23 protein-coding genes and 1 tRNA gene are annotated in these 19758 nt (G+C 27.4%); 17 read left to right on the forward strand and 7 right to left on the reverse strand.

The features are described from left to right. Positions 1–82: 82 nt before the first annotated feature. From ACIJYF_RS06035 to greA, 3 genes are read left to right on the forward strand one after another with little or no spacing between them, the layout of a single operon-like run. Positions 83–541 (forward strand): tRNA (cytidine(34)-2'-O)-methyltransferase, encoded by a 459-nt coding sequence (locus tag ACIJYF_RS06035; protein ID WP_435116045.1) that lies wholly within the window; start codon positions 83–85, stop codon positions 539–541. A 1-nt stretch (position 542) separates the two neighbouring features. Then, positions 543–1370, forward strand: a complete 828-nt coding sequence (gene hemF / locus ACIJYF_RS06040) for an oxygen-dependent coproporphyrinogen oxidase (protein ID WP_435116047.1) — start codon at positions 543–545, stop codon at positions 1368–1370. A gap of 3 nt (positions 1371–1373) precedes the next feature. Then, the gene (gene greA, locus ACIJYF_RS06045; RefSeq protein ID WP_435116049.1) at positions 1374–1850 is read left to right on the forward strand and encodes a transcription elongation factor GreA; all 477 of its coding nucleotides are present in this window, start codon (positions 1374–1376) and stop codon (positions 1848–1850) included. On the opposite strand, the gene ACIJYF_RS06050 is transcribed toward greA, so the two are convergent. From ACIJYF_RS06050 to ACIJYF_RS06070, 5 genes are all read right to left on the reverse strand, one after another. Further along, complete coding sequence (locus ACIJYF_RS06050; RefSeq protein ID WP_435117993.1) at positions 1847–2866, reverse strand: CCA tRNA nucleotidyltransferase; 1020 nt, start codon at positions 2864–2866, stop codon at positions 1847–1849. The two genes, greA and ACIJYF_RS06050, sit on opposite strands and share 4 nt — an antisense overlap. After that, positions 2863–3120 (reverse strand): hypothetical protein, encoded by a 258-nt coding sequence (locus ACIJYF_RS06055; RefSeq protein WP_435116051.1) that lies wholly within the window; start codon positions 3118–3120, stop codon positions 2863–2865. The genes ACIJYF_RS06050 and ACIJYF_RS06055 overlap by 4 nt, the downstream gene beginning before the upstream one ends. A gap of 3 nt (positions 3121–3123) precedes the next feature. After that, positions 3124–3197, reverse strand: a tRNA-Gln gene (locus ACIJYF_RS06060). Between the two features lie 33 nt (positions 3198–3230). Further along, the gene (locus ACIJYF_RS06065; RefSeq protein WP_435116053.1) at positions 3231–4076 is read right to left on the reverse strand and encodes a 4-(cytidine 5'-diphospho)-2-C-methyl-D-erythritol kinase; all 846 of its coding nucleotides are present in this window, start codon (positions 4074–4076) and stop codon (positions 3231–3233) included. Then, a complete protein-coding gene (locus ACIJYF_RS06070) occupies positions 4076–5761 on the reverse strand; it encodes a tetratricopeptide repeat protein (protein WP_435116055.1) in 1686 nt (561 codons plus the stop codon). The genes ACIJYF_RS06065 and ACIJYF_RS06070 overlap by 1 nt, the downstream gene beginning before the upstream one ends. A gap of 11 nt (positions 5762–5772) precedes the next feature. Between ACIJYF_RS06070 and ACIJYF_RS06075 the strand changes: the two genes are divergently transcribed. The 3 genes from ACIJYF_RS06075 (at position 5773) to ACIJYF_RS06085 (ending at position 8227) form a co-directional block, all read left to right on the forward strand. Next, entirely contained in the window at positions 5773–6492 is a 720-nt protein-coding gene (locus tag ACIJYF_RS06075; protein WP_435116057.1) for a uracil-DNA glycosylase, read from the forward strand. Further along, entirely contained in the window at positions 6492–7064 is a 573-nt protein-coding gene (locus ACIJYF_RS06080; protein WP_435116059.1) for a ribonuclease HII, read from the forward strand. The genes ACIJYF_RS06075 and ACIJYF_RS06080 overlap by 1 nt, the downstream gene beginning before the upstream one ends. A gap of 92 nt (positions 7065–7156) precedes the next feature. Further along, positions 7157–8227, forward strand: a complete 1071-nt coding sequence (locus ACIJYF_RS06085; RefSeq protein ID WP_435116061.1) for a site-specific DNA-methyltransferase — start codon at positions 7157–7159, stop codon at positions 8225–8227. On the opposite strand, the gene ACIJYF_RS06090 is transcribed toward ACIJYF_RS06085, so the two are convergent. Continuing rightward, positions 8224–9375: an NAD(P)-binding protein gene (locus tag ACIJYF_RS06090; protein ID WP_435116062.1), complete on the reverse strand. Its 1152-nt coding sequence runs from the start codon at positions 9373–9375 to the stop codon at positions 8224–8226. The genes ACIJYF_RS06085 and ACIJYF_RS06090 overlap by 4 nt on opposite strands. Next, positions 9372–10355: an A/G-specific adenine glycosylase gene (locus ACIJYF_RS06095; protein ID WP_435116064.1), complete on the reverse strand. Its 984-nt coding sequence runs from the start codon at positions 10353–10355 to the stop codon at positions 9372–9374. The genes ACIJYF_RS06090 and ACIJYF_RS06095 overlap by 4 nt, the downstream gene beginning before the upstream one ends. Here ACIJYF_RS06095 and ACIJYF_RS06100 point away from each other — a divergent pair, their 5' ends adjacent. From ACIJYF_RS06100 to ACIJYF_RS06150, 11 genes are read left to right on the forward strand one after another with little or no spacing between them, the layout of a single operon-like run. Continuing rightward, positions 10356–10844 carry a DUF721 domain-containing protein gene (locus ACIJYF_RS06100; protein ID WP_435116066.1) on the forward strand — a complete coding sequence of 163 codons (489 nt, stop codon included), beginning with the start codon at positions 10356–10358 and terminating at the stop codon, positions 10842–10844. It begins immediately after the preceding gene. Continuing rightward, the gene (locus ACIJYF_RS06105) at positions 10841–11419 is read left to right on the forward strand and encodes a thioredoxin domain-containing protein (protein WP_435116068.1); all 579 of its coding nucleotides are present in this window, start codon (positions 10841–10843) and stop codon (positions 11417–11419) included. Before ACIJYF_RS06100 ends, ACIJYF_RS06105 begins: the two co-directional genes overlap by 4 nt. An 8-nt stretch (positions 11420–11427) precedes the next feature. Then, the gene (locus ACIJYF_RS06110; RefSeq protein ID WP_435116070.1) at positions 11428–14001 is read left to right on the forward strand and encodes a chromosome segregation SMC family protein; all 2574 of its coding nucleotides are present in this window, start codon (positions 11428–11430) and stop codon (positions 13999–14001) included. Positions 14002–14010: 9 nt separating this feature from the next. Further along, positions 14011–14286 (forward strand): AtpZ/AtpI family protein, encoded by a 276-nt coding sequence (locus tag ACIJYF_RS06115; protein ID WP_435116072.1) that lies wholly within the window; start codon positions 14011–14013, stop codon positions 14284–14286. A gap of 9 nt (positions 14287–14295) precedes the next feature. Further along, the gene (locus ACIJYF_RS06120; protein ID WP_435116074.1) at positions 14296–15030 is read left to right on the forward strand and encodes a F0F1 ATP synthase subunit A; all 735 of its coding nucleotides are present in this window, start codon (positions 14296–14298) and stop codon (positions 15028–15030) included. Between the two features lie 18 nt (positions 15031–15048). Continuing rightward, entirely contained in the window at positions 15049–15276 is a 228-nt protein-coding gene (locus ACIJYF_RS06125; RefSeq protein WP_006997791.1) for a F0F1 ATP synthase subunit C, read from the forward strand. A 5-nt stretch (positions 15277–15281) separates the two neighbouring features. Next, positions 15282–15872, forward strand: a complete 591-nt coding sequence (locus ACIJYF_RS06130) for a F0F1 ATP synthase subunit B family protein (protein WP_435116076.1) — start codon at positions 15282–15284, stop codon at positions 15870–15872. Next, complete coding sequence (locus ACIJYF_RS06135) at positions 15829–16359, forward strand: F0F1 ATP synthase subunit B family protein (protein WP_435116078.1); 531 nt, start codon at positions 15829–15831, stop codon at positions 16357–16359. Before ACIJYF_RS06130 ends, ACIJYF_RS06135 begins: the two co-directional genes overlap by 44 nt. 39 nt (positions 16360–16398) lie before the next feature. Continuing rightward, the gene (gene crtI / locus ACIJYF_RS06140) at positions 16399–17856 is read left to right on the forward strand and encodes a phytoene desaturase family protein (protein WP_435116080.1); all 1458 of its coding nucleotides are present in this window, start codon (positions 16399–16401) and stop codon (positions 17854–17856) included. After that, on the forward strand, positions 17856–18707 hold the full coding sequence (locus ACIJYF_RS06145; RefSeq protein ID WP_435116082.1) for a phytoene/squalene synthase family protein: 852 nt from the start codon (positions 17856–17858) through the stop codon (positions 18705–18707). The genes crtI and ACIJYF_RS06145 overlap by 1 nt, the downstream gene beginning before the upstream one ends. After that, positions 18694–19758: a lycopene cyclase family protein gene (locus ACIJYF_RS06150; RefSeq protein WP_435116084.1), complete on the forward strand. Its 1065-nt coding sequence runs from the start codon at positions 18694–18696 to the stop codon at positions 19756–19758. Before ACIJYF_RS06145 ends, ACIJYF_RS06150 begins: the two co-directional genes overlap by 14 nt.

Genomic DNA, 19758 nt, shown 5'->3' on the forward strand with positions numbered 1-19758 from the left:
ATATTATTGTTAAAAAATTACTTAATATACGATTTCTTATAAGATAATAGTTTTTTTTCTACTGAAAGAATGACACATAATTATGAGCCAAAGACCTAATATTGCATTGTATGAACCAGATATCCCTCAAAATACAGCAGCAATAATTAGAACATGCGCTTGTTTAGGTGCTAAACTTGAAATTATTGAACCATGTGGTTTTCATCTCAGTGATAAACGTTTTAAAAGAGTAGTTATGGATTACATGGATTGGGATAAAATTGATTTATATCAAAGTTCAAAACATTTCTTTGAGGCAAAAAAGAATCAAAGAGTTATTTTAATGACAACAAAAGCATCAATATCTTATACAAAGTTTAATTTCAAAAAAGATGATACAATATTGTTTGGTCGAGAAAGTGCTGGTGTTCCTGAAAAAATTCATCAATCTATAAATGACCAACTAAAAATACCGATGAACGAAAATGCAAGATCTTTAAATATTGCATCCTCGGTTGCAGTTGTTTTGGCAGAAAGTTTAAGACAAACAGGGTTAATGTAAAATGGATAATGAAATAAAAAAAGACATCACAAGTAATTGGTTCAAGCTTTTGCAAAATGCTATTTGTGATGACATCGTTAAATTAGAGAAAAATAAAATCAAATTTAAATCAACAACATGGCAAAGAAATAAGAGTAAAGATGAAGGTGGTGGCGAATATAAAATTATTAAAAATGGAAAAATCTTCGAAAAAGTAGGTGTAAATTTTTCAAAAGTTTATGGAAAATTTCCAAAAAAATTTCAAAAAAATATTCCTGGAGCTAGTAAAGATCCAAGATTTTGGGCCTCAGGTATCTCAATTGTAATGCACATGCAAAATCCACATATTCCAGCAATGCATTTTAATACTAGATATATCTGTACTACTCAAAATTGGTTTGGTGGTGGTATGGATGTAACTCCAGCTATTAAAGATGATAAAGAAAAAAACAAATTTCATCAATCTTTAAAAAAAATTTGTAATCGTCACAATAAAAATTATTATAAAAAATATAAAAAATGGTGTGATGAATATTTCTTTTTACCACACAGGAATGAAGCAAGAGGAATAGGTGGCATTTTTTTTGATTATAAAAAAGATAACTTTGAAAAAGATTTTAAATTTGTAAGAGACGTTGGAGTTACTTTTCAAATGATATTTAATAGTATTATAGAAAATAAAGTTAAAAAAAAATGGACTTTAAAAGATAAGGAGATGCAGTATATTAAAAGAGGTAGATACGCTGAGTTTAACTTATTATATGATAGAGGAACCAAATTTGGTTTACAAACTGGTGGAAATGTTGAAGGTATATTGATGTCGTTACCTCCAGTTGCTAAATGGAAATAATAAATGGATAAAGAACCGGTAACTTTGAATGGATTGAATAAACTAAAAGAAGAATTAGTTTTTTTAAAAGAAAAAAAGAGACCTGAGATTGTAGCTGCAATTGCAGAAGCTAGGTCACATGGAGATCTTAAGGAAAATGCAGAATATCATGCTGCAAAAGAAGAACAATCTCACAACGAGGGAAGAATAACAGAAATAAATGACATTATTGCGAGAGCTAACGTCATCGATGTTACAAAATTAAATAATGATGGAAAAATAATCTTTGGTTCTACAGTATTTCTAGAGAACCTAGATAATGGTGAAAAAATTAACTATAAAATTGTTGGCAAAGACGAAGCTGATTTAAAACAAAAGCTAATTTTTTTCCAGTCACCAATAGGCAAAGGTCTAATTGGGAAAAATAAAAATGATCTAGTAGAAATTACGACTCCTGCTGGAGTTAAAAATTTTGAAATAAAAGATGTTAAATATATTTAACTTTTAATAATTTTTTGTATTTGTTTTTCTGAGATTTGGAAACTATTTTGAACCCATGTTTCTTCTATCAACTTAAGTTTACTACCTAACATCTTACCTTCAGGAATATTATATTTTGCCATTATTGTTTTTGCACTTATTGGAAAAGTAGGGAGAATTTTATTTTTATAAATTTCTATTAATTTTAGTAATTTTTTTTCAACTTTAGCAGGTGAGAATAATTTAAAATTAATAATATCAAGTACAGTTTGTTTACCATTATAATAAAAAATTTTATTAAAGTTCTTTTCATTAAAATATTTAATATTTACATTTTCTTTATAAAAAAAGTCAATTGACTTTAATCTTTTTTGATCTTTTTTAGATAAATTAAATTTATAAATAAAATAATCAGCATTATCTGTTCCATCAACTATCATTAATGACAGTAGAAAAATAAAATCAACTTTAGACAAATTGTCTTTAGCATGAGAATTTAATTTCCTAAAGTTATCTAAGTTTTTAAGTTGAGGAAAAATTATGTTTATTAACTCTAAACAAGTATTGTCTTCAAATATTTCTAAGAATGCATTTGATTTTGTTAATTTTTTTAATTCGTCCAACAATCTTTCTGATGATAATTTGGAGACACCACCAATATTTTTTTTAATAATCTTAATTATTTTTGGATCATGGTTTTGATTAGAATAATTTATAAAAAATCTTACGTACCTAAGAATACGTAAGTAATCTTCTTTTACTCTACTTTCTGCATCTCCAATAAAATTAACATTACCTTCTTCAAGATCTTTCTTGCCATTATAAGGATCAAACAAATTTCCATCTTTATCTGAATAAATTGAATTAATGGAAAAATCTCTTCTAGCCGCATCTTCCTTCCAATCGATAGAAAATTCTACTTTTGCATGTCGTCCATCTGTAGAAATATCTTTTCTCAAAGAAGTAATTTCATATTTATTATTATCGATTATCGCAGTGACTGTTCCGTGCTCAATACCAGTTTCATAATAATTTATTTCTTTTTTTTTAGAGCATCACAAATTTCACTTGGTTTTAAATTTGTTGCCAAATCAATATCATCCACAATTTGTTTTTTAATAATTTTTCTTACACAGCCTCCAACGTATCTCACTTCACTATTATGAGAGTAAGTATTAAGTGCCTCAAAAATTTTATTTGCAGGAGTTTGATTTGTTAAATCAATAAGATTTTGACTTATATAATCAAGATTACGAGATCTAAAAAAAATTTTATCTAAAAAGTTATCCATATGTGGCTGGGGCGCTAGGATTCGAACCTAGGATGCCGGTACCAAAAACCAGTGCCTTACCACTTGGCTACGCCCCAATCTAGTTTTCATATAACACAAAAAAATAAAATTTATATAGTTTTTGATGTATTGCACCAATAATTTTTAAATTTTCTTTTAAATCTAACTTTTGCTAATTTGCAATCTTGTTTTTTTTGATAATACGCAACTATAACTGAACCAGATCCAGTCATTCTTACAAATAAGGGTTGATTTAAATTTTCTAAAAAAGATTTTAACATTTTAAGCTTTGGGTATTTTGTAAATGCAATTTTTTCTAAGTCATTTTTATATTTTAACAAAGACTTTAAATTCATCATATTTTTTCTAGGATTATTCAATATAGGCTTACTAAAATTTTTTACTCCTGAATAAATTTTTTTTGTAGAGCATCCAAAATTTGGACGGATAAGTAAAATATTAAACCTAGAAGTTTTTGAAAATTTTTTAACAATCCCATTTGATAATAAAATTGCACTCTTTGGATTAATACCCAAAATTACATCAGAACCAATTAATTTTGAAATTTGTAAAATTTTTTTTTGATTAATCTTAATAAAATTTTTTTGAATTAAAAAATTTAAAATTGTAGCGGCGTTCATCGACCCTCCCCCAAGACCTGCTTCGTGAGGTATATTTTTTTTAATCTTAATTTGAAATTTTTTATTATTTAAAATTTTTTTTTCCTCCAAAACTTTAAATAGTTTACTAACTGTATTATCTTTTTTTATATTTTTAGAAAAATTACCTATGAAAGAAATATTGTGTTTATCGCTATTAATTTTTTTAATAAATATCTTATCATGTAATTCAATAAAATTAACAACACTCTCAATTTTGTGAAGGTTGGATAGTTTGCCAGTAACATGTAAAGCTAAATTGATCTTGGCAAATGATTTTACTTCATGGATTTTCATCAAGAATTGTTGAGACCTTCTATCATTTTTATATTTATCTTTTTTTTAATGTCTTCATCTGCATCATCTAAACTTAGGACATAGTTCCAAAAATATCTGGCTTGAATATTTCTATTTAATTTCCACAAAATATCGCCATAGTGATCATTAACAGTTGGATCTTCGGGCATTAGTTCAACTGCTTTTTTTATATATTTTTCTGCTTCAATATAATTTTCTATCAAATAATACGCCCACCCTATTGAGTCTGTAATATAGGGATCATTACTTCTTAAAGCATATGCTTTTTCCAACATTTGCATTGCTTCTTCAATTTTATAATCACGTTCCAACCATGAATAAGCCAAGTAATTTAAAACATAAGCATCATCTGGGTTAATTTTTAATGAATATTTTAAATCTTCATCTGCTTTTTGATAATTCCCTAATCGTTCATAACTACCACCTCTTCTATATAATAAATCAGATTTGATCTCTGAGTTATCATCCAAGGATGAAATAATTTTAGTGTAATATTCATTTGCTTTTTTATAATTTTTTGAATTTTTATAAAAATTTGCAATATCAAAAACCATCTTCTGGTTTGGATTTTTAATTTTACTAAATTTTGAGCTTAAATAATCTATCCCTTCTTCATACCCTTTATCTTTAATAATAATTTGAGCTTCTTTTTTTAGCCTAAACCAATAATAAAATTCATATTTTTTATCAAAAATACTTAATATTTTTTTTGCCTTGTCATTTTCTCCATTTAAGTAAAAATTTTCAGCAACAAGTGATGAGTTTAAAATAAATTTCGGATTTAAATAATTAGAAAGATTTAAATAGAAATTTGATTTTTCAATATCCTCTTGAGAGGAGTACAAATTAGAAATTAAAAATAAAAACTCACTGACAATATCATTGTGATTATTGCATGAAAAAATTTTACCAAATTCTTTAAATTTTTTACCATCTACCCAGCTTTTGCTTTGGGATAAGAGAATTGTAGAGCTTATATATTCAAGTTGATCGGTAACTGCTTTAGCTTCTTCAATTTGATTATTTTCGATCAAATAATTTATATAAAAAAATATATATCTTGAATAATCTCCATCAGGATTATTTATTAAATTTAAAAAAGATGATCTGGTATTTTCTTTTTTCAAATAACATCCTAGAAATGCTTGATTTATAATTGAAATATTACCAAAATTTTTTTTATTAAATAAAGTTTTTTTATTTTTAAAGGTGTAGAGATATTGTCTTAATGTTTCATATATTACAAAATTAAATCTATTTTCATTCTGAAATTGTAAACTTAGATTTAAATACTTTTCAGCTTGATTTAAATTATTCTTTTTCAAACTATCAGCTATTAAAAGTAGATAAGCTTCAAAAAAATCTAAATTTTCATTATTGCTACTATTTTTAATTACATTAATAGCTTGAGCGACTTTATTTTCTAAAACTAAAGAAAAAGAATATCGTTTTAAATATGCATCATGTTTATTTAACAATATCTTAGATGCGTTAAAAAATTTTAATGCATCAGAATTATCCTTATTTTCAAACGCAATAATTCCTGAAAAATAATTTGATAAATCTCTTGAATTAAACTCATTAAAACTAGCGCTTTTAGAATATACTGGTGTCTGATAGAATAGACCTAGAATAACAAATAGTTTTATTAGTTTATTAAACATTTAATCATTGTATGACTAAAAAAGTGATAAATCAAAAAGGCAAATTCGACGAAGAATTAATAAATACAATAGAACCAAATTTTGTATTTAAAAATAAGCCTATTAATAGATTTAAGTTTACAGAAACTATTTTAGAAGAAAATCAAACTGATAAAACTGAATTACTGAATGGTTTGAAAAAGCAATTAAATTCAATTGAAAATTGTAATCTAAAAAATAATTCACAAAATCTTGTTTTGGGAGATGGCAATATAAACAGTTCTATTATGCTCATAGGTGAAGCTCCAGGAATTGAAGAAGATAAATCCGGTATGCCATTTAAGGGAGAAATTGGCGAACTATTAAACAAAATGCTTTTAGCGATTAATATAAAAAGAAAAGATATTTATTGTAGTTATGCAATAAATTTTCGACCACCGGAAGATCGAAAACCTACATCTGTGGAAGTTAAAAGATACTCAGTTTTTCTTAAAGAACACATATCTATTATTAACCCAAAGATTGTTATTTTAATGGGAAGTTCTGCAATGGAAGCTGTTACGGGTATAAATACTAAAATATCCTCTGAAAGAGGAAAATGGAAAGAAGTGATATTAAAAAATAAAACCTATCCAGTAATGATTACGTTCAATCCATCATATTTAATCAGATTTCCAGAAAATAAAAAATATTCTTGGGAAGATTTGAAAAGAATTAGACAAAAAATTCAAGATTTAAAAATAAATATTTAATGAAAATTACTGCAGGAGTTGATGAAGTTGGAAGAGGAAGTCTAATGGGTCCTGTTTATGCTGCTGCAGTAATTCTAAATAGTTCAATTGATATAAAATTACTTAAAGACTCTAAATCAATTGCTAAAGATAAAAGAGAGTTATTGTCTAATTATATTAAAAAAAATTCAACTTGGGCAATTGGCAAAGCGTCAGTTAAAGAGATAGATAAAATAAACATATTACAAGCAAGTTTATTAGCAATGAAAAGAGCTATAAAAAAGCTCAAAATAAAACCATCTCATATTTTAATTGATGGAAATAAAATTCCAGATTTAAAAAATTATAATTTAAAAGCTGTAATTAAAGGTGATCAAAAAATTCCGTCTATCTCTGCTGCTTCTATAATTGCCAAAGTTTCAAGGGATAAATTTATATCTACACTTGCTAAAAATAATAACGGATATGGTTGGGATCAAAATTTTGGCTATGGAACTAAACAACATTTAAAGGCAATTAAAAAACTTGGTATTAACAAGCATCATAGAAAAACTTTTTCCCCGATATCTAGATTTAAGACACACAATATATAGTTATCTACTACTCACTGAACACATATCGAATCCAAATAATTCAATCCTAGGTTGACTGAAGAATCCATCTGGAGTCTAATTAATTTTTACAAATGAAAAGTGAATTTAAAAATAAGATTATTAACGGCGACAGTCTTGAAGAATTAAAAAAAATTCCAAGTGAAACTTTTGATTTAATTTTTGCAGACCCTCCATACAACTTACAGCTAAAAAGTGAATTGACTAGACCAGATCGTTCAAAAGTTAGTGCGGTAAACGATAAATGGGATCAATTTGAAAATTTTAAAAAATATGACGACTTCACTTATCAATGGTTAACTGAATGTAAAAGAATTTTAAAAAAAGATGGAGCTATTTGGGTTATTGGGAGTTATCACAATATATTTAGAGTTGGAACAGCAATACAAAACCTGGGTTTTTGGATTTTAAATGATGTCATTTGGAACAAAAATAATCCTATGCCTAATTTTAGAGGGACAAGGTTTACTAATGCGCATGAAACTTTAATTTGGGCTTCAAAAAGTGAAAAATCAAAATACACATTCAATTATCAATCATTAAAATGTTTAAACGATGATCTTCAAATGAGATCTGATTGGAATTTACCAATTTGTAATGGTTCTGAGAGACTAAAGAAAAATGGCAAAAAAGTACACTCGACACAAAAACCAGAGTCTCTTCTTCATAGGGTGTTATTAGCATCTTCTAATAAAGATGACATGATCTTAGACCCATTTTTAGGATCTGGAACCACAGCAACAGTCGCAAAGAAATTGGGTAGAAATTATTTTGGTATTGAAAAAGAAAAGAGTTATTTTAAGGCAGCAGAACAAAGATTAAAAAATACAAAACCTATTGAAGATGATTTACTAGATACACTCAAAAATAATAGATCAAAACCAAGAATTCCTTTTGGTTCTCTGGTTGAGCTTGGAATAATCAAACCTGGTACTAACATTTTCGATAATAAAAAGAAAATAACTGCGAGAATTATGGCCGATGGTAGTATTAAACATAATCAGGCTGAAGGCTCCATACATAAAGTTGCAGCCACTATTTTAGGAGCTGAAAGTTGTAACGGTTGGACTTATTGGCATTGTGACATCAATGGAAGAATACATCCGATTGATTATCTAAGACAAAGATTAATTGCAAAAAGTTAATTCTTATAAATTTTACCTAAATAATTTTCTAAAAATTTCTTATTTTTCGTTAGTATTCTTAAGCTGAAATTTCTAAAAAAAATTACCACTGGATTGGACACGTGAAAAGCAAATTGATTTAATTTTGATCTGTTGTTAATCATTTTCACTTTTGTGACTCTGTTATCATAAAAATTTTTTTTATTATTTATAATATTATCAAATAACTCTGATGCACCTTCAATCGATTGTGATGCCCCTTGAGCAAATGAAGGTGGGAAAGCAAAAAATGCATCTCCGAGTAAAAATATATTTTTACCTGGTTTGAGATAACCTTTGCTAACAAAAACTGGGAAGCATTTAATATTATTAATATTTTCTAGGATATTAATTGAAAATTCATTTTGTATTTTATCTTTAATGCCTTTAATAAAAGTTTCTTCCTTAAAAAGGCTGAAATTGTCTAGTTCTTTTGCTGTTAATTGATGCTTCAAAACTCCAATAAAATTATAATTTTCTTTATCTTTATTCACTGGATAAATCACATAATGAAAATTATTTCCCATAAATAAAGAAATATTATTTTCATTTAAATTCTGAAGTTTATTTCTTGAAATATTGCCCCTAATAGCAATGGAATTGTTATATGAAGACTTTATCTCATTATTAGAAATTAATGATTTACCTTTTGAAAAAACACCATCAGAAATAATTAAATTGTCACAAATTGCTTTATGATTTTTATTAAAGGTTAAATATATTTGATCATCATTTTTTTCAATTTTTTCAATACTGTGATCATACTTAATTATATTATTGTTTAATCTGTCTTTTAAAAATTCAACTAATTTAGATCTTTTAAGCGTTGTGTATTTGCAATCTTCAGAATTAAAATCTGAAATATCTAGATTACATATTTTTTTTTCTGGTTTGATTGTATAAAAATCAATTTTTTCAGGGTGAAATTTATCTTTATTTTCTAAATCATCAAATCCAATCTCATTAAGCAGTTTGATACTGTTGGTTGATAACTGTATTCCGTATCCCTCATCTAAATTAATTAAGGTATTTTTTTCATAAATAGTTATCTGATAATTTTGATTTTCTTTTAATAGATTTGCAATAAATAAACCTGAAATACCTGCTCCAATTATTGCAATTTTTTTCATGAATGATTTTCCAAATAGGAAACAATTTTTTTTGTAAAAGTTGGTAGTGTATATTTTTTTAATTTTTTAGGATCTATCCAATAAGAAAAAGGTAAAGGTTTATTTGACTTATTAGTCTGAATTTTAATATTCATATTCATATTAGACATTTTAAAATTTAAATTATGATCAAAGTTTTTTGGTTTAATAATTTCTTGCATTGGAAAAATATCCAAATTTCTTAAAAAATTAAAATTTTTGTTTTTAACTAATAAATATTTTTTATCTTTTTTATAAACATTAAGTAAATAATATTTTTCTTTGTTATTCTTTTTAAACTTAGTCAAAACAAAATCCTTTTTTTTGAAAGATTTACATTTACCTGAAATAGGACATCTTTCACAATAAGGATTTATTGGTTTACATATTAACGCCCCTAATTCCATCAAGGCTTGGGCATAATCACTAGATCTTAAAGACGTGCCAAGTATTTTTTTCTGTTTAACTAAATTATCTTTATGAATTTGATTTTCATTTTTTAAATATAGGTATCTTTTTAAAACTCTTTCAATATTACCATCTAATGGAATAATAGGTTTATTAAAGGCGATGGCCATAATAGCGCTAGCTGTATAATCTCCTATTCCAGGTAGTGACTTAAGATCTAAAATATTATCAGGTAAATTTTTATTGAAAGCTTTAATAACAATTTGAGCGGTTTTTTTTAAATTTTTAACTCTCGAATAATAACCAAGACCTTCCCATAGCTTCATTAATTTTTGATCATCATATATAGCAAGAGCTTCTAGATTAGGAATATGTTTTATAAATCTATTAAAATATGGGATCACAGTTGCAACTTGTGTTTGTTGCAACATAAATTCGCTAACCAACGTATAATATTGCTTTTTATTTAAGGAAGTTTTTTTTCTCCAAGGCAATGTCCTTTTATGAATATCATACCAATTGAGAATTTTATTTGTTATAATTAATTCTTTCATATGCAATTTAAAGGTAATACTAAGCAGAGAAGTAAAACCATTCAAGGTTTAAGATCATTCAAAGACACTTTGCCAAAGAATGTAAAAAAAATTATAAATAAAAAAGGACATATTTATTCTGAAACATTAGGTAACTGGAAATATATAGTTGGTGAGGATTTGTTTAAAGTTTGTTACCCAAAAACATTTAAAAACGCGAACAAGTTTGGGGTAAGCACCTTGCTTATAATGGTCAAACGAGGCCATGAGGTTGATATAGAGTATTCAAAAAAAGACATAATGGATAAGATGAATAGCTTTTTTGGTTATACAGTAATTGAAAAGCTTAAATTTATAAGTTTTGATGATGAACAAAAAATTTTTACTAAGAAAGAAACTAAACAAGAAAATGTCGCAATTAATAAATACCAAGATAAAATTAATAATGTTAAGAATGACAAAATAAAAAAATCACTTATCGAATTAACCAAGGTATTTAAAAATAAATGAAAAAAATTTTAGCTTTTACTCTTATATTTTTTAGCACTATCTCAAGTATCAATGCAGAAGAAATAAAAAGAATATTTGTTGGCAATGAAGATGCAAAAATAACTATCATCGCATTCGAGTCTTTAACTTGTAGCCACTGTGCAAATTTTCACAAAGATGTATTTCCTCAATTAAAAAAAGAATATCTTGATACGGGTTTAGCTAAAATTGAATTCAGACATTTTCCATTAGATGCTGCAGCCTTCAATGCCTCTAAAGTTTCACAATGCAAAAATGATGGTGATTCGGCAATTTTAAATAGTTTATATGCCAACCAGCAAAAATGGGTAAAGGGTAGTTCCGTAAAGGAAGCGAATGAAAATCTTCAAAAATTTCTAACTAGTGAAGGTTTTGATCTAAATTTTGAAAAATGCATAAATAATAAAGAAATAGAAGATTTTGTTTTAAATGATCGAATAGATGGAACTAAAAACTTTAAAGTAAATTCTACTCCTACGATAGTCATAAATAACAAAAAATTTGAGAAAACTCTTACTTATAAAAATTTAAAAAAAGCTTTAGAAAAACTGATATAAGTTAGTGCATGGAGTTTAAAAAAATCCAATTAAATGGATTTAAATCTTTTGCAGATAAAACCAATTTTCTAATTGAAGATGGACTTACTGGAATAGTGGGTCCTAACGGATGTGGAAAATCTAATATTGTTGAATCTTTGAGATGGGTGATGGGAGAAACATCTGCAAAAAGTATGCGTGGCTCTGGAATGGAAGATGTGATCTTTAATGGCACTTCTAATAAAGCCTCCAAAAATATTGCGGAAGTCTCTATTGATGTAGAAAATAAAAACAATGAAGGACCTGTCCAATACCGTGAACTAGATCAAATAAGTGTTAGAAGAAAAATTGAAAAAGATAAGGGTTCGAAATTTTATATTAACGATAAAGAAGTAAGAGCTAGAGATGCTCAAATGTTTTTTGCAGATCTCTCAACTGGTGCTCACTCTCCTTCCATGATTAGTCAGGGACGTATTGGAGCATTAGTGACTGCAAAACCAACTGATCGAAGAGCAATTTTAGAGGAAGCCGCAGGAATTTCTGGTTTACATGTGAGAAGACATGAAGCTGAACTAAGATTAGGAGCTGCAGAAAACAATCTTAAAAGAGCAGATGAGTTACGAAGACAACAAGAAAAACAATTGGCTAATCTTCAAAAACAAGCAGAGGAAGCTACAAAATACAAATTAATTTCTGAAGAAATTAAAAAAATTGAAGCAGGATTATATTACTTAAAATTATTAGAGATTGATAAAGAGATTAAAATTGAAAATGAGATTAATAATGAAGCAGGAGGAGAAGTAGAAGGATTTAATAATAAAATAGCTGAACTTGAAAATTTAATAAAAACAGCAACTGAAAAAGTATCTCCTCTGAGAGAAAAAAATATTGAGAACTTGTCCAGAATTCAAAGGCTTAATCTTGAACTACAAAGTTTAGACGAAGAAAACACTAGAACACAAGATGAAATAGAGTCTATCAGTAAATCAATAAAAACTCTTGATGAAGATATAAATAGAGAAAGAGGAATTATCATAGATGCTAATTCAAATGAAAAAAGACTTAAAGAGGAAAAAGCAGATCTAATAGAAGTAGATTCTAAATATTTTGAAACTGAAAAACTATCTAATGAAGACTTAGAAAATGCCAAGAAAGAACTTAAAAAAGAACAGGAAGCTGTAGACGAAGTCGTAAATAATATTGCGGAAGGAAGCATAAATACAAGCTTAGGACCCATTAAAAACGTTAAAAACTCTATTAATAGAGTTAAAGAATTAATTGATATCAATGAAATCAATCAAGCAGTTACATTGCTAGACAGATGCAACATTGAACTTGATAATTTTTTAAATGATTTAAAAAATGAAAAAAGCAGACATGAACTATTAAGTGTAAATGAAAAGTCACAAAATATAAAACAACTTCAAGAAAAATATGCTGATGCATATAGTAAAAATCAATCAATCAAAAATGAGTCAATTAAACGCAATGAAAGAATTAAAACAATTGAAACTGAAATTGAAAGTTGGAAAAACTTATTATCAAATTCAGAAAAAATGGTTGCTGAATTGACTGAACGAAAAAATAAACTTTCTGCTCAATTAAAAGAACTAGACAATCAACCAAGAGTTCAAGCAGAAAGAAAAGGTCAAATTTCTGAAAATTTAAGAATTTCTGATAAAGAAAAAATTGATAACGACGCAATTATTGAAGAGACTGATAATAAAATAGAAACATTAAGAAATGAGTTAAATGAAATTCAAGAACAATCTATTCAAATTAGAGAAAGAAAAGCAAGTTCGGGAGCAACAATAGAAGGTCTCCAAAAAAGAAAAAGTGATTTATTAGATAGAATAAATTCTGAATTAAATTTATCTGAAGATAATATTTTAGATAATTCTAATTTATTTGGTGCTGAAGAATTGCCAGATGCAATTGATCAAGAAGATGCTTTAGACAAAAAAAAACAAGAAAGAGAAAGTTTAGGGTCTGTTAATTTAAAAGCTGATGAAGAAACTAGTAAATATGAAGATGAAATTAAAAAAATGGAACAAGATCGTTCAGACTTAGTGACAGCAATAGTAAAATTAAAAGATAGCATTAATGAACTAAATCAAAAAGGAAGAGAAAGATTAATTGAGGCTTTTGAGAAAGTTAATAGAAAATTTAACGAAGTGTATACAAAACTTTTTAATGGTGGAAATGCTAAATTAGAATTAGTCGACTCTGATGATCCGTTAGAAGCAGGATTAGAAATGCTAGTTAGCCCTCCAGGCAAAAGACTTCAATCAATAACATTACTTTCTGGTGGTGAACAAGCGCTTACTGCTTTATCTTTAATTTTTGCAGTTTTTTTAACTAACCCATCTCCTATCTGTGTATTAGATGAGGTTGATGCCCCTCTTGATGATGCTAACGTCACAAGGTTTTGTAATTTACTTGAGGAACTAATTAAAATTACTAATACAAAATTTATTATTGTAACTCACCACGCTCTAACGATGTCTAAAATGAATAGACTTTATGGGGTAACTATGCCAGAAAAAGGTATAAGTCAGCTAGTAGCTGTTGATTTACAAAAAGCAGAGAGTATGGTTGCCTAAACTATATAAATGCCAAAAGATCCGTTCAAAACTCGCTTAGAGATTGCAAAAAGTAAAATTTCAAAGAAAAATCTCTATAATAAAAAGGATAATCCATCATCTATTGGAACTGCCTTCAAATTGAGCACAGAATTAGTATCAGCTGTGGCTGTAGGGACAATTATTGGGTTTATTTTTGACAAGACCTTTGGTACTAAACCCTGGTTTATATTAATATTTTTTTTTGTGGGTGTGGTTGCTGGAATTACCAACGTAATTAGATCTGCAAAAAATATGCAAAAATAGATAAAATTTATGGCATCAAATCCAATGACTCAATTCAATGTGCACAGAATTGGGCCAGAAATTAAAATAGGCACATTTGATATTTCATTTACAAATGCAAGTTTGTTTATGATTATTAGTTCAGTTGCAATTCTATTAATTTTTAATCTTGGATCAAAAAAAAATTCATTAATACCAAATAAAATCCAACTGCTAGCAGAACTTAGTTATACATTTGTTTCAAAAATGATTAGCGATACAGCTGGCCTTAAAGCAAAACCATATTTTGCATTTATATTTTCACTTTTTATGTTTGTGCTCTTTTGCAACATGTTTGGAATGATACCGTATACTTTCACTGTTACTAGTCATATCATTGTAACATTTGTTTTAGCTGCATTTATTTTTATAGGTGTAACCATTATTGGATTTATGAAACATGGTTTTGGATATTTAAAACTATTTGTGCCAAGTGGGGTTCCTGCAGTACTACTTCCGCTGATTGTAGTTATAGAAATAATTTCTTACTTAAGTAGACCAATAAGTTTGTCAGTTAGATTGTTTGCTAACATGATGGCAGGTCATACAATGATGAAAGTTTTCGGAGGCTTTGTAATAAGTCTTGGAATAGTTGGTGGATGGCTTCCACTGAGTTTTTCGGTTGCATTAACAGGTTTGGAGATCTTAGTTGCTTTTCTTCAAGCGTATGTTTTTGCAATTTTAACCTGCATCTATTTAAATGATGCATTAAATTTACACCATTAATTAACATAGGAGGATATAATGGAATTAGAAGCAGCAAAAATGATCGGAGCAGGTCTAGCAGCAATAGCTTTGGCTGGTGCCGGTGTTGGTATAGGAATAATTTTTGGAAATTATTTATCAGGTGCGATGCGAAATCCATCTGCAGCACAAAAACAATTTCCTAATTTGCTTTTAGGTTTTGCACTTGCAGAAGCAACAGGATTATTTGGATTAGTAGTTGCATTAATCATTCTATTTGCGTTTTAAATTTAATGATTAAAAAAATATATTTTCAGTCAATATTTTTTAGCTTCCTTTTTTCATTGGAAGCTTTTGCAGCTGAGAGCGGAGGTATGCCTCAATTAAATCCAGAATTTTGGATTTCACAAATCTTTTGGTTAACTCTAACTTTTGGAATTTTGTATATAGTTTTATCAAAATTAATACTTCCAAAAATTAGTGACAACCTAAAGTCTAGAAAATCACAGATTTTAGAAAATATTGAGGCTGCAGAGAAACAAAGACAAAATAGTGAAGAAAAGCTTAAAGAATATGAAGAAATTGTTTCAAAAAGTAAGATGGAAGCAAAAAATATTTTTAATCAAGCAAGAGAAAAAGCATTAAAAGATATTAGTGCTAAAAAAAACGTTCTAGATAAGCAAATTGATGATGAAATTGGCAAGTCAGAACAAGAAATAAAAGAACTACAAAAAAGTGCGCCTGATAAAATTAATAAGATAGCAATTGAGACTTCATCAGAATTGATCCAAAAACTTATTGGTGCTGAGGTGAATAACAGTAGTATTTCAGCAATTGTAGATGATTTATCAAGAAGAAGTGGAGATAAATATTATGGCAATTGATGCAACTTTTTGGGTAGCAGTTTCATTTGTAATTTTTTTTGGAGCTTTAATTTATCTTAAAATTCCTCAGAAAGTTACCGAGATGTTAGATAAAATGATTTCTGATATCAAAAATGAAATTGGTGAAAGTGAAAAACTAAGAACTGAGGCAAAAACATTGCTAGATAATGCGCAGAATAAATTAGATACAGCACAAACAATAAGTAATGAAATTTTAGATGAAGCAAAAAAAGATTCCGACAAATTAATAATTGAGCTAAATGATAAATTTCATAAATCATCTGAAATTAAAAAGAATTTAGCTGAAAATAAAATAAGCCAAATGAAAGAGGCAGCGATTAAAGAAATTAAAGATGCGTCAATTAAAATTGCGGTAGACTCAGTTAAAAAAATTATCACAACTTCTGTTGATAAATCTAAACTTGACGCGGTATTTCAAAAAAACTTAGATGAAACTAAGAAAGAGTTAAAAAAGATTAACTCATAATATTCTTACAATTATTTTAAAAAACTATAAATTGTTAAAATGAATTCTATAGTTATTGGTTCAGGATTTGGTGGAATTGCAGCTGCACTTAGGCTTAGAGCTAAAGGTCATCAGGTGACAATAATAGAAAAGCATCCAGACTTAGGTGGAAGAGCAAGAGTATTTAAAAAAAATGGTTTTACGTTTGACGGTGGACCAACTGTAATAACAGCCCCCTATTTAATTAACGAATTATTTGATTTATTTAAAAAGGATCCCAAGGATTATATTAAACTTACTCCTCTTAAAATTTGGTACCAATTTATTTTTGAAGATAAAACAAAATTTGATTACTCAGGAAATGAGTCAGAAATGAAAAATCAAATTCAAAATATAAATAAAGAAGATGTAAAAGGCTATGAAAGGTTAGTAAATTTTACAAAAAAAATTTTTGACAAAGGTTTTACGGAGCTTGCAGATGTTCCTTTTGATAAACCGTTTGTAATGATGCAACAATTACCTGCACTTTTAAAACTTAAAAGTTATAAATCTGTGTATTCACTAGTTTCTTCGTATATTAAAAGTGAAAAATTAAGAAGAATGCTAAGTATGCACCCTCTTCTGGTTGGTGGAAACCCTTTTTCAACCACCTCTATTTACGGACTAATTCTATACCTAGAAAAAAAATGGGGGATTCATTATTCGATGGGTGGGACCGGAAATATTATAAAAAGTTACGAAAAATTAATGAATGAGGTTGGAATAAATATATTGAAAGAAAGTGAAGTTACCAAGATAATTTCAAAAAATAACAAAATTTCTGGTGTTCAAATAAACAATGAAAAAATTATAGAAGCTGATAACGTGATATGCAATGCAGATCCTCCGGCTGTTTACGAAAAATTATTGAGTCGAAATAATAATTCACTTTTATTTAATTGGAAAAAAAATCGTATGGAATATTCTATGGGATTATTTGTGTATTATTTTGGAACAAAAAAAGTTTATGATAACGTTGAGCATCACACAATTAAGTTTGGTAATAAATATAAAGAACACCTAGAGAATATATTTAACAAAAAAAAATTAAATGAAGATATTAGTTATTATCTTCATCGACCAACAGCGACTGACAAGTCAATGGCCCCCGAGGGTAATGATTGTTTTTATGTGTTGGTCCCAGTCCCCAACAATCAATCAAAAATTGATTGGAATATTGAAGGCGAAAAGATGAAAAAATTAGTGATAGATAAAATGGAAAAAGATTTAATGCCTAATCTTAAAGAAAATATTATAGAAGATTTTTATCTTACGCCAGATTACTTTGAAAAGGACTTAAATACTAAATATGGTTCTGGTTTTTCTATCCAACCAAAATTTACTCAATCAGCTTACTTTAGATTTCACAATAAATCAGAGATATATGATGGTCTTTACTTTGTTGGAGCAGGAACCCATCCTGGAGCAGGAGTTCCAGGTGTGTTGTCTTCTGCGAAGGTATTAGATAAAATCATATAATGGCAGGTCAGAGTTATTTATCGATATACGCAAAATCATTTAATTGGGCAGGTTTTTTCTTGCCAAAAAAAACTTATTCAAAATGTTCAGCTTTGTATGATTTTTGCAGGGTCGCTGATAATATTGCAGATAGCAATGAAACAATTGAGCTAAAAAAAATAAAATTTTTAGATTTTCAAAATAATTTTAATAATAAAAAATTTGATGATCCTATTATTAAAAATATGTGGCAACTTATTAATGAGTTTGATATTCCAATGAAAGTCATTCATGATTTATTAGATGGAATAAATTCTGATATTCAGCAAAGTATAAAACTACATAAAAAAAAAGATTTATTGCTCTACTCCTATAGAGTGGCAGGAACAGTTGGCTTAATGATGGCTAAAATTTTAAGAGTGAATAAAAAAAATTCGTTAAAATCAGCAATTGATCTTGGTATTGCAATGCAACTAACAAATATTTCTAGGGATGTTGTTGAAGATCTTAATTTTGGAAGATCTTACATTGATCTAAATTTTGAAGAAATAAGGTCTACTATAGAGCTTTCTGAAAGTTATTATGAAAATTCATTCTATTCAATCAAAGAAATTCCATTTGCTTTTCGTTTTGCTATTTTGGTTGCAAGGAGAGTTTATAAAAAAATTGGCTATAAGATTCTTAAAAAAAAAAATTTAGAAAATTATAAAAAATCAGGTAAGATTTATGTAACTAGCATTGAAAAAATAATTGAAACTTTTTACTCAGTGTATGATCTAATTAAATTATTTTTGATTAACAAAAGTGATAATGATATTCAGCATAATCATTCTTTAATAAGGGAAGAAATAAATTTAGATGAAAGAATTTGACTATATAATTATTGGAGGCGGCTGTGCAGGTTTATCTCTTGCCTATGAATTAAATCTTCACCAAAAATTAAATGATAAAACTTTGGCAATCATTGAGCCAAGAGATAATTATACTAAAGATAAGACTTGGTCTTTTTGGAAAATTTTTTCTCATAACTTTGAGGATTGTGTCAAAAAAAGTTGGACCAATTTTACTATTAATATACCAAGTCATACAAAGCATTTAGAATGCAAAAATACTCCTTACCAAACAATTGATAGTGGGTTATTTTACGACAAAACAATTAAATCTTTAAAACAGAATAAAAATATTTTTTTCCTAAAAAATTTAAATGAAATAAATATCAACAATTCATTTATTTTTAATAGTGTTGAAAGTGCAGCAAATAGTAAAGGGAAACTATGGCAACATTTTTCTGGTTTTGAAATAGAGACAAAGAAAGACTTTTTTGATGAAGAAATATTCAATCTAATGGATTTTGATTGTGAACAAAAAGATAGTGTGCATTTTTTTTATACACTTCCATATTCAAAAAAAAAAGCACTTGTAGAAACTACCTGGATTTCAGATCTTAAAAATTCATCTCTTCAAAATTATGATGAGCAACTAAATAACTATATTAAAGACCATTTAAAAATAAAAGATTTTACAATTAACTATAAAGAGGTCGGTGCAATACCTTTATTTAATATAGATTATATTAAAAAGCCTAATCAAATTAATATTGGAACAGTGGGCGGTATGACGAGATTAAGCACAGGATATACATTTCTGAATATTCAAGAGCATTCCAAGTATATAAGAAAAAATTTAGATAATATTCAAAATAACAGTTTATTTACACTAGGTAAAAAATACCAATTTTTAGATAATATATTTCTAAAAGTTTTAAAAAATAATCCAAAAGATATGGGGCAAATTTTTTTTAAAATGTTTGGCTGCCCTTCTGAAACTGTAATAAATTTTCTATCTAATAAAAGTAATTTACTGGAAGATCTGTCAATTATTTCTAAAATGCCAAAATTAAAATTTTTGAGACAACTTTTTTAA

This window comes from Candidatus Pelagibacter bacterium nBUS_49 (assembly GCF_051200925.1).
Lineage (GTDB): Bacteria > Pseudomonadota > Alphaproteobacteria > Pelagibacterales > Pelagibacteraceae > Pelagibacter.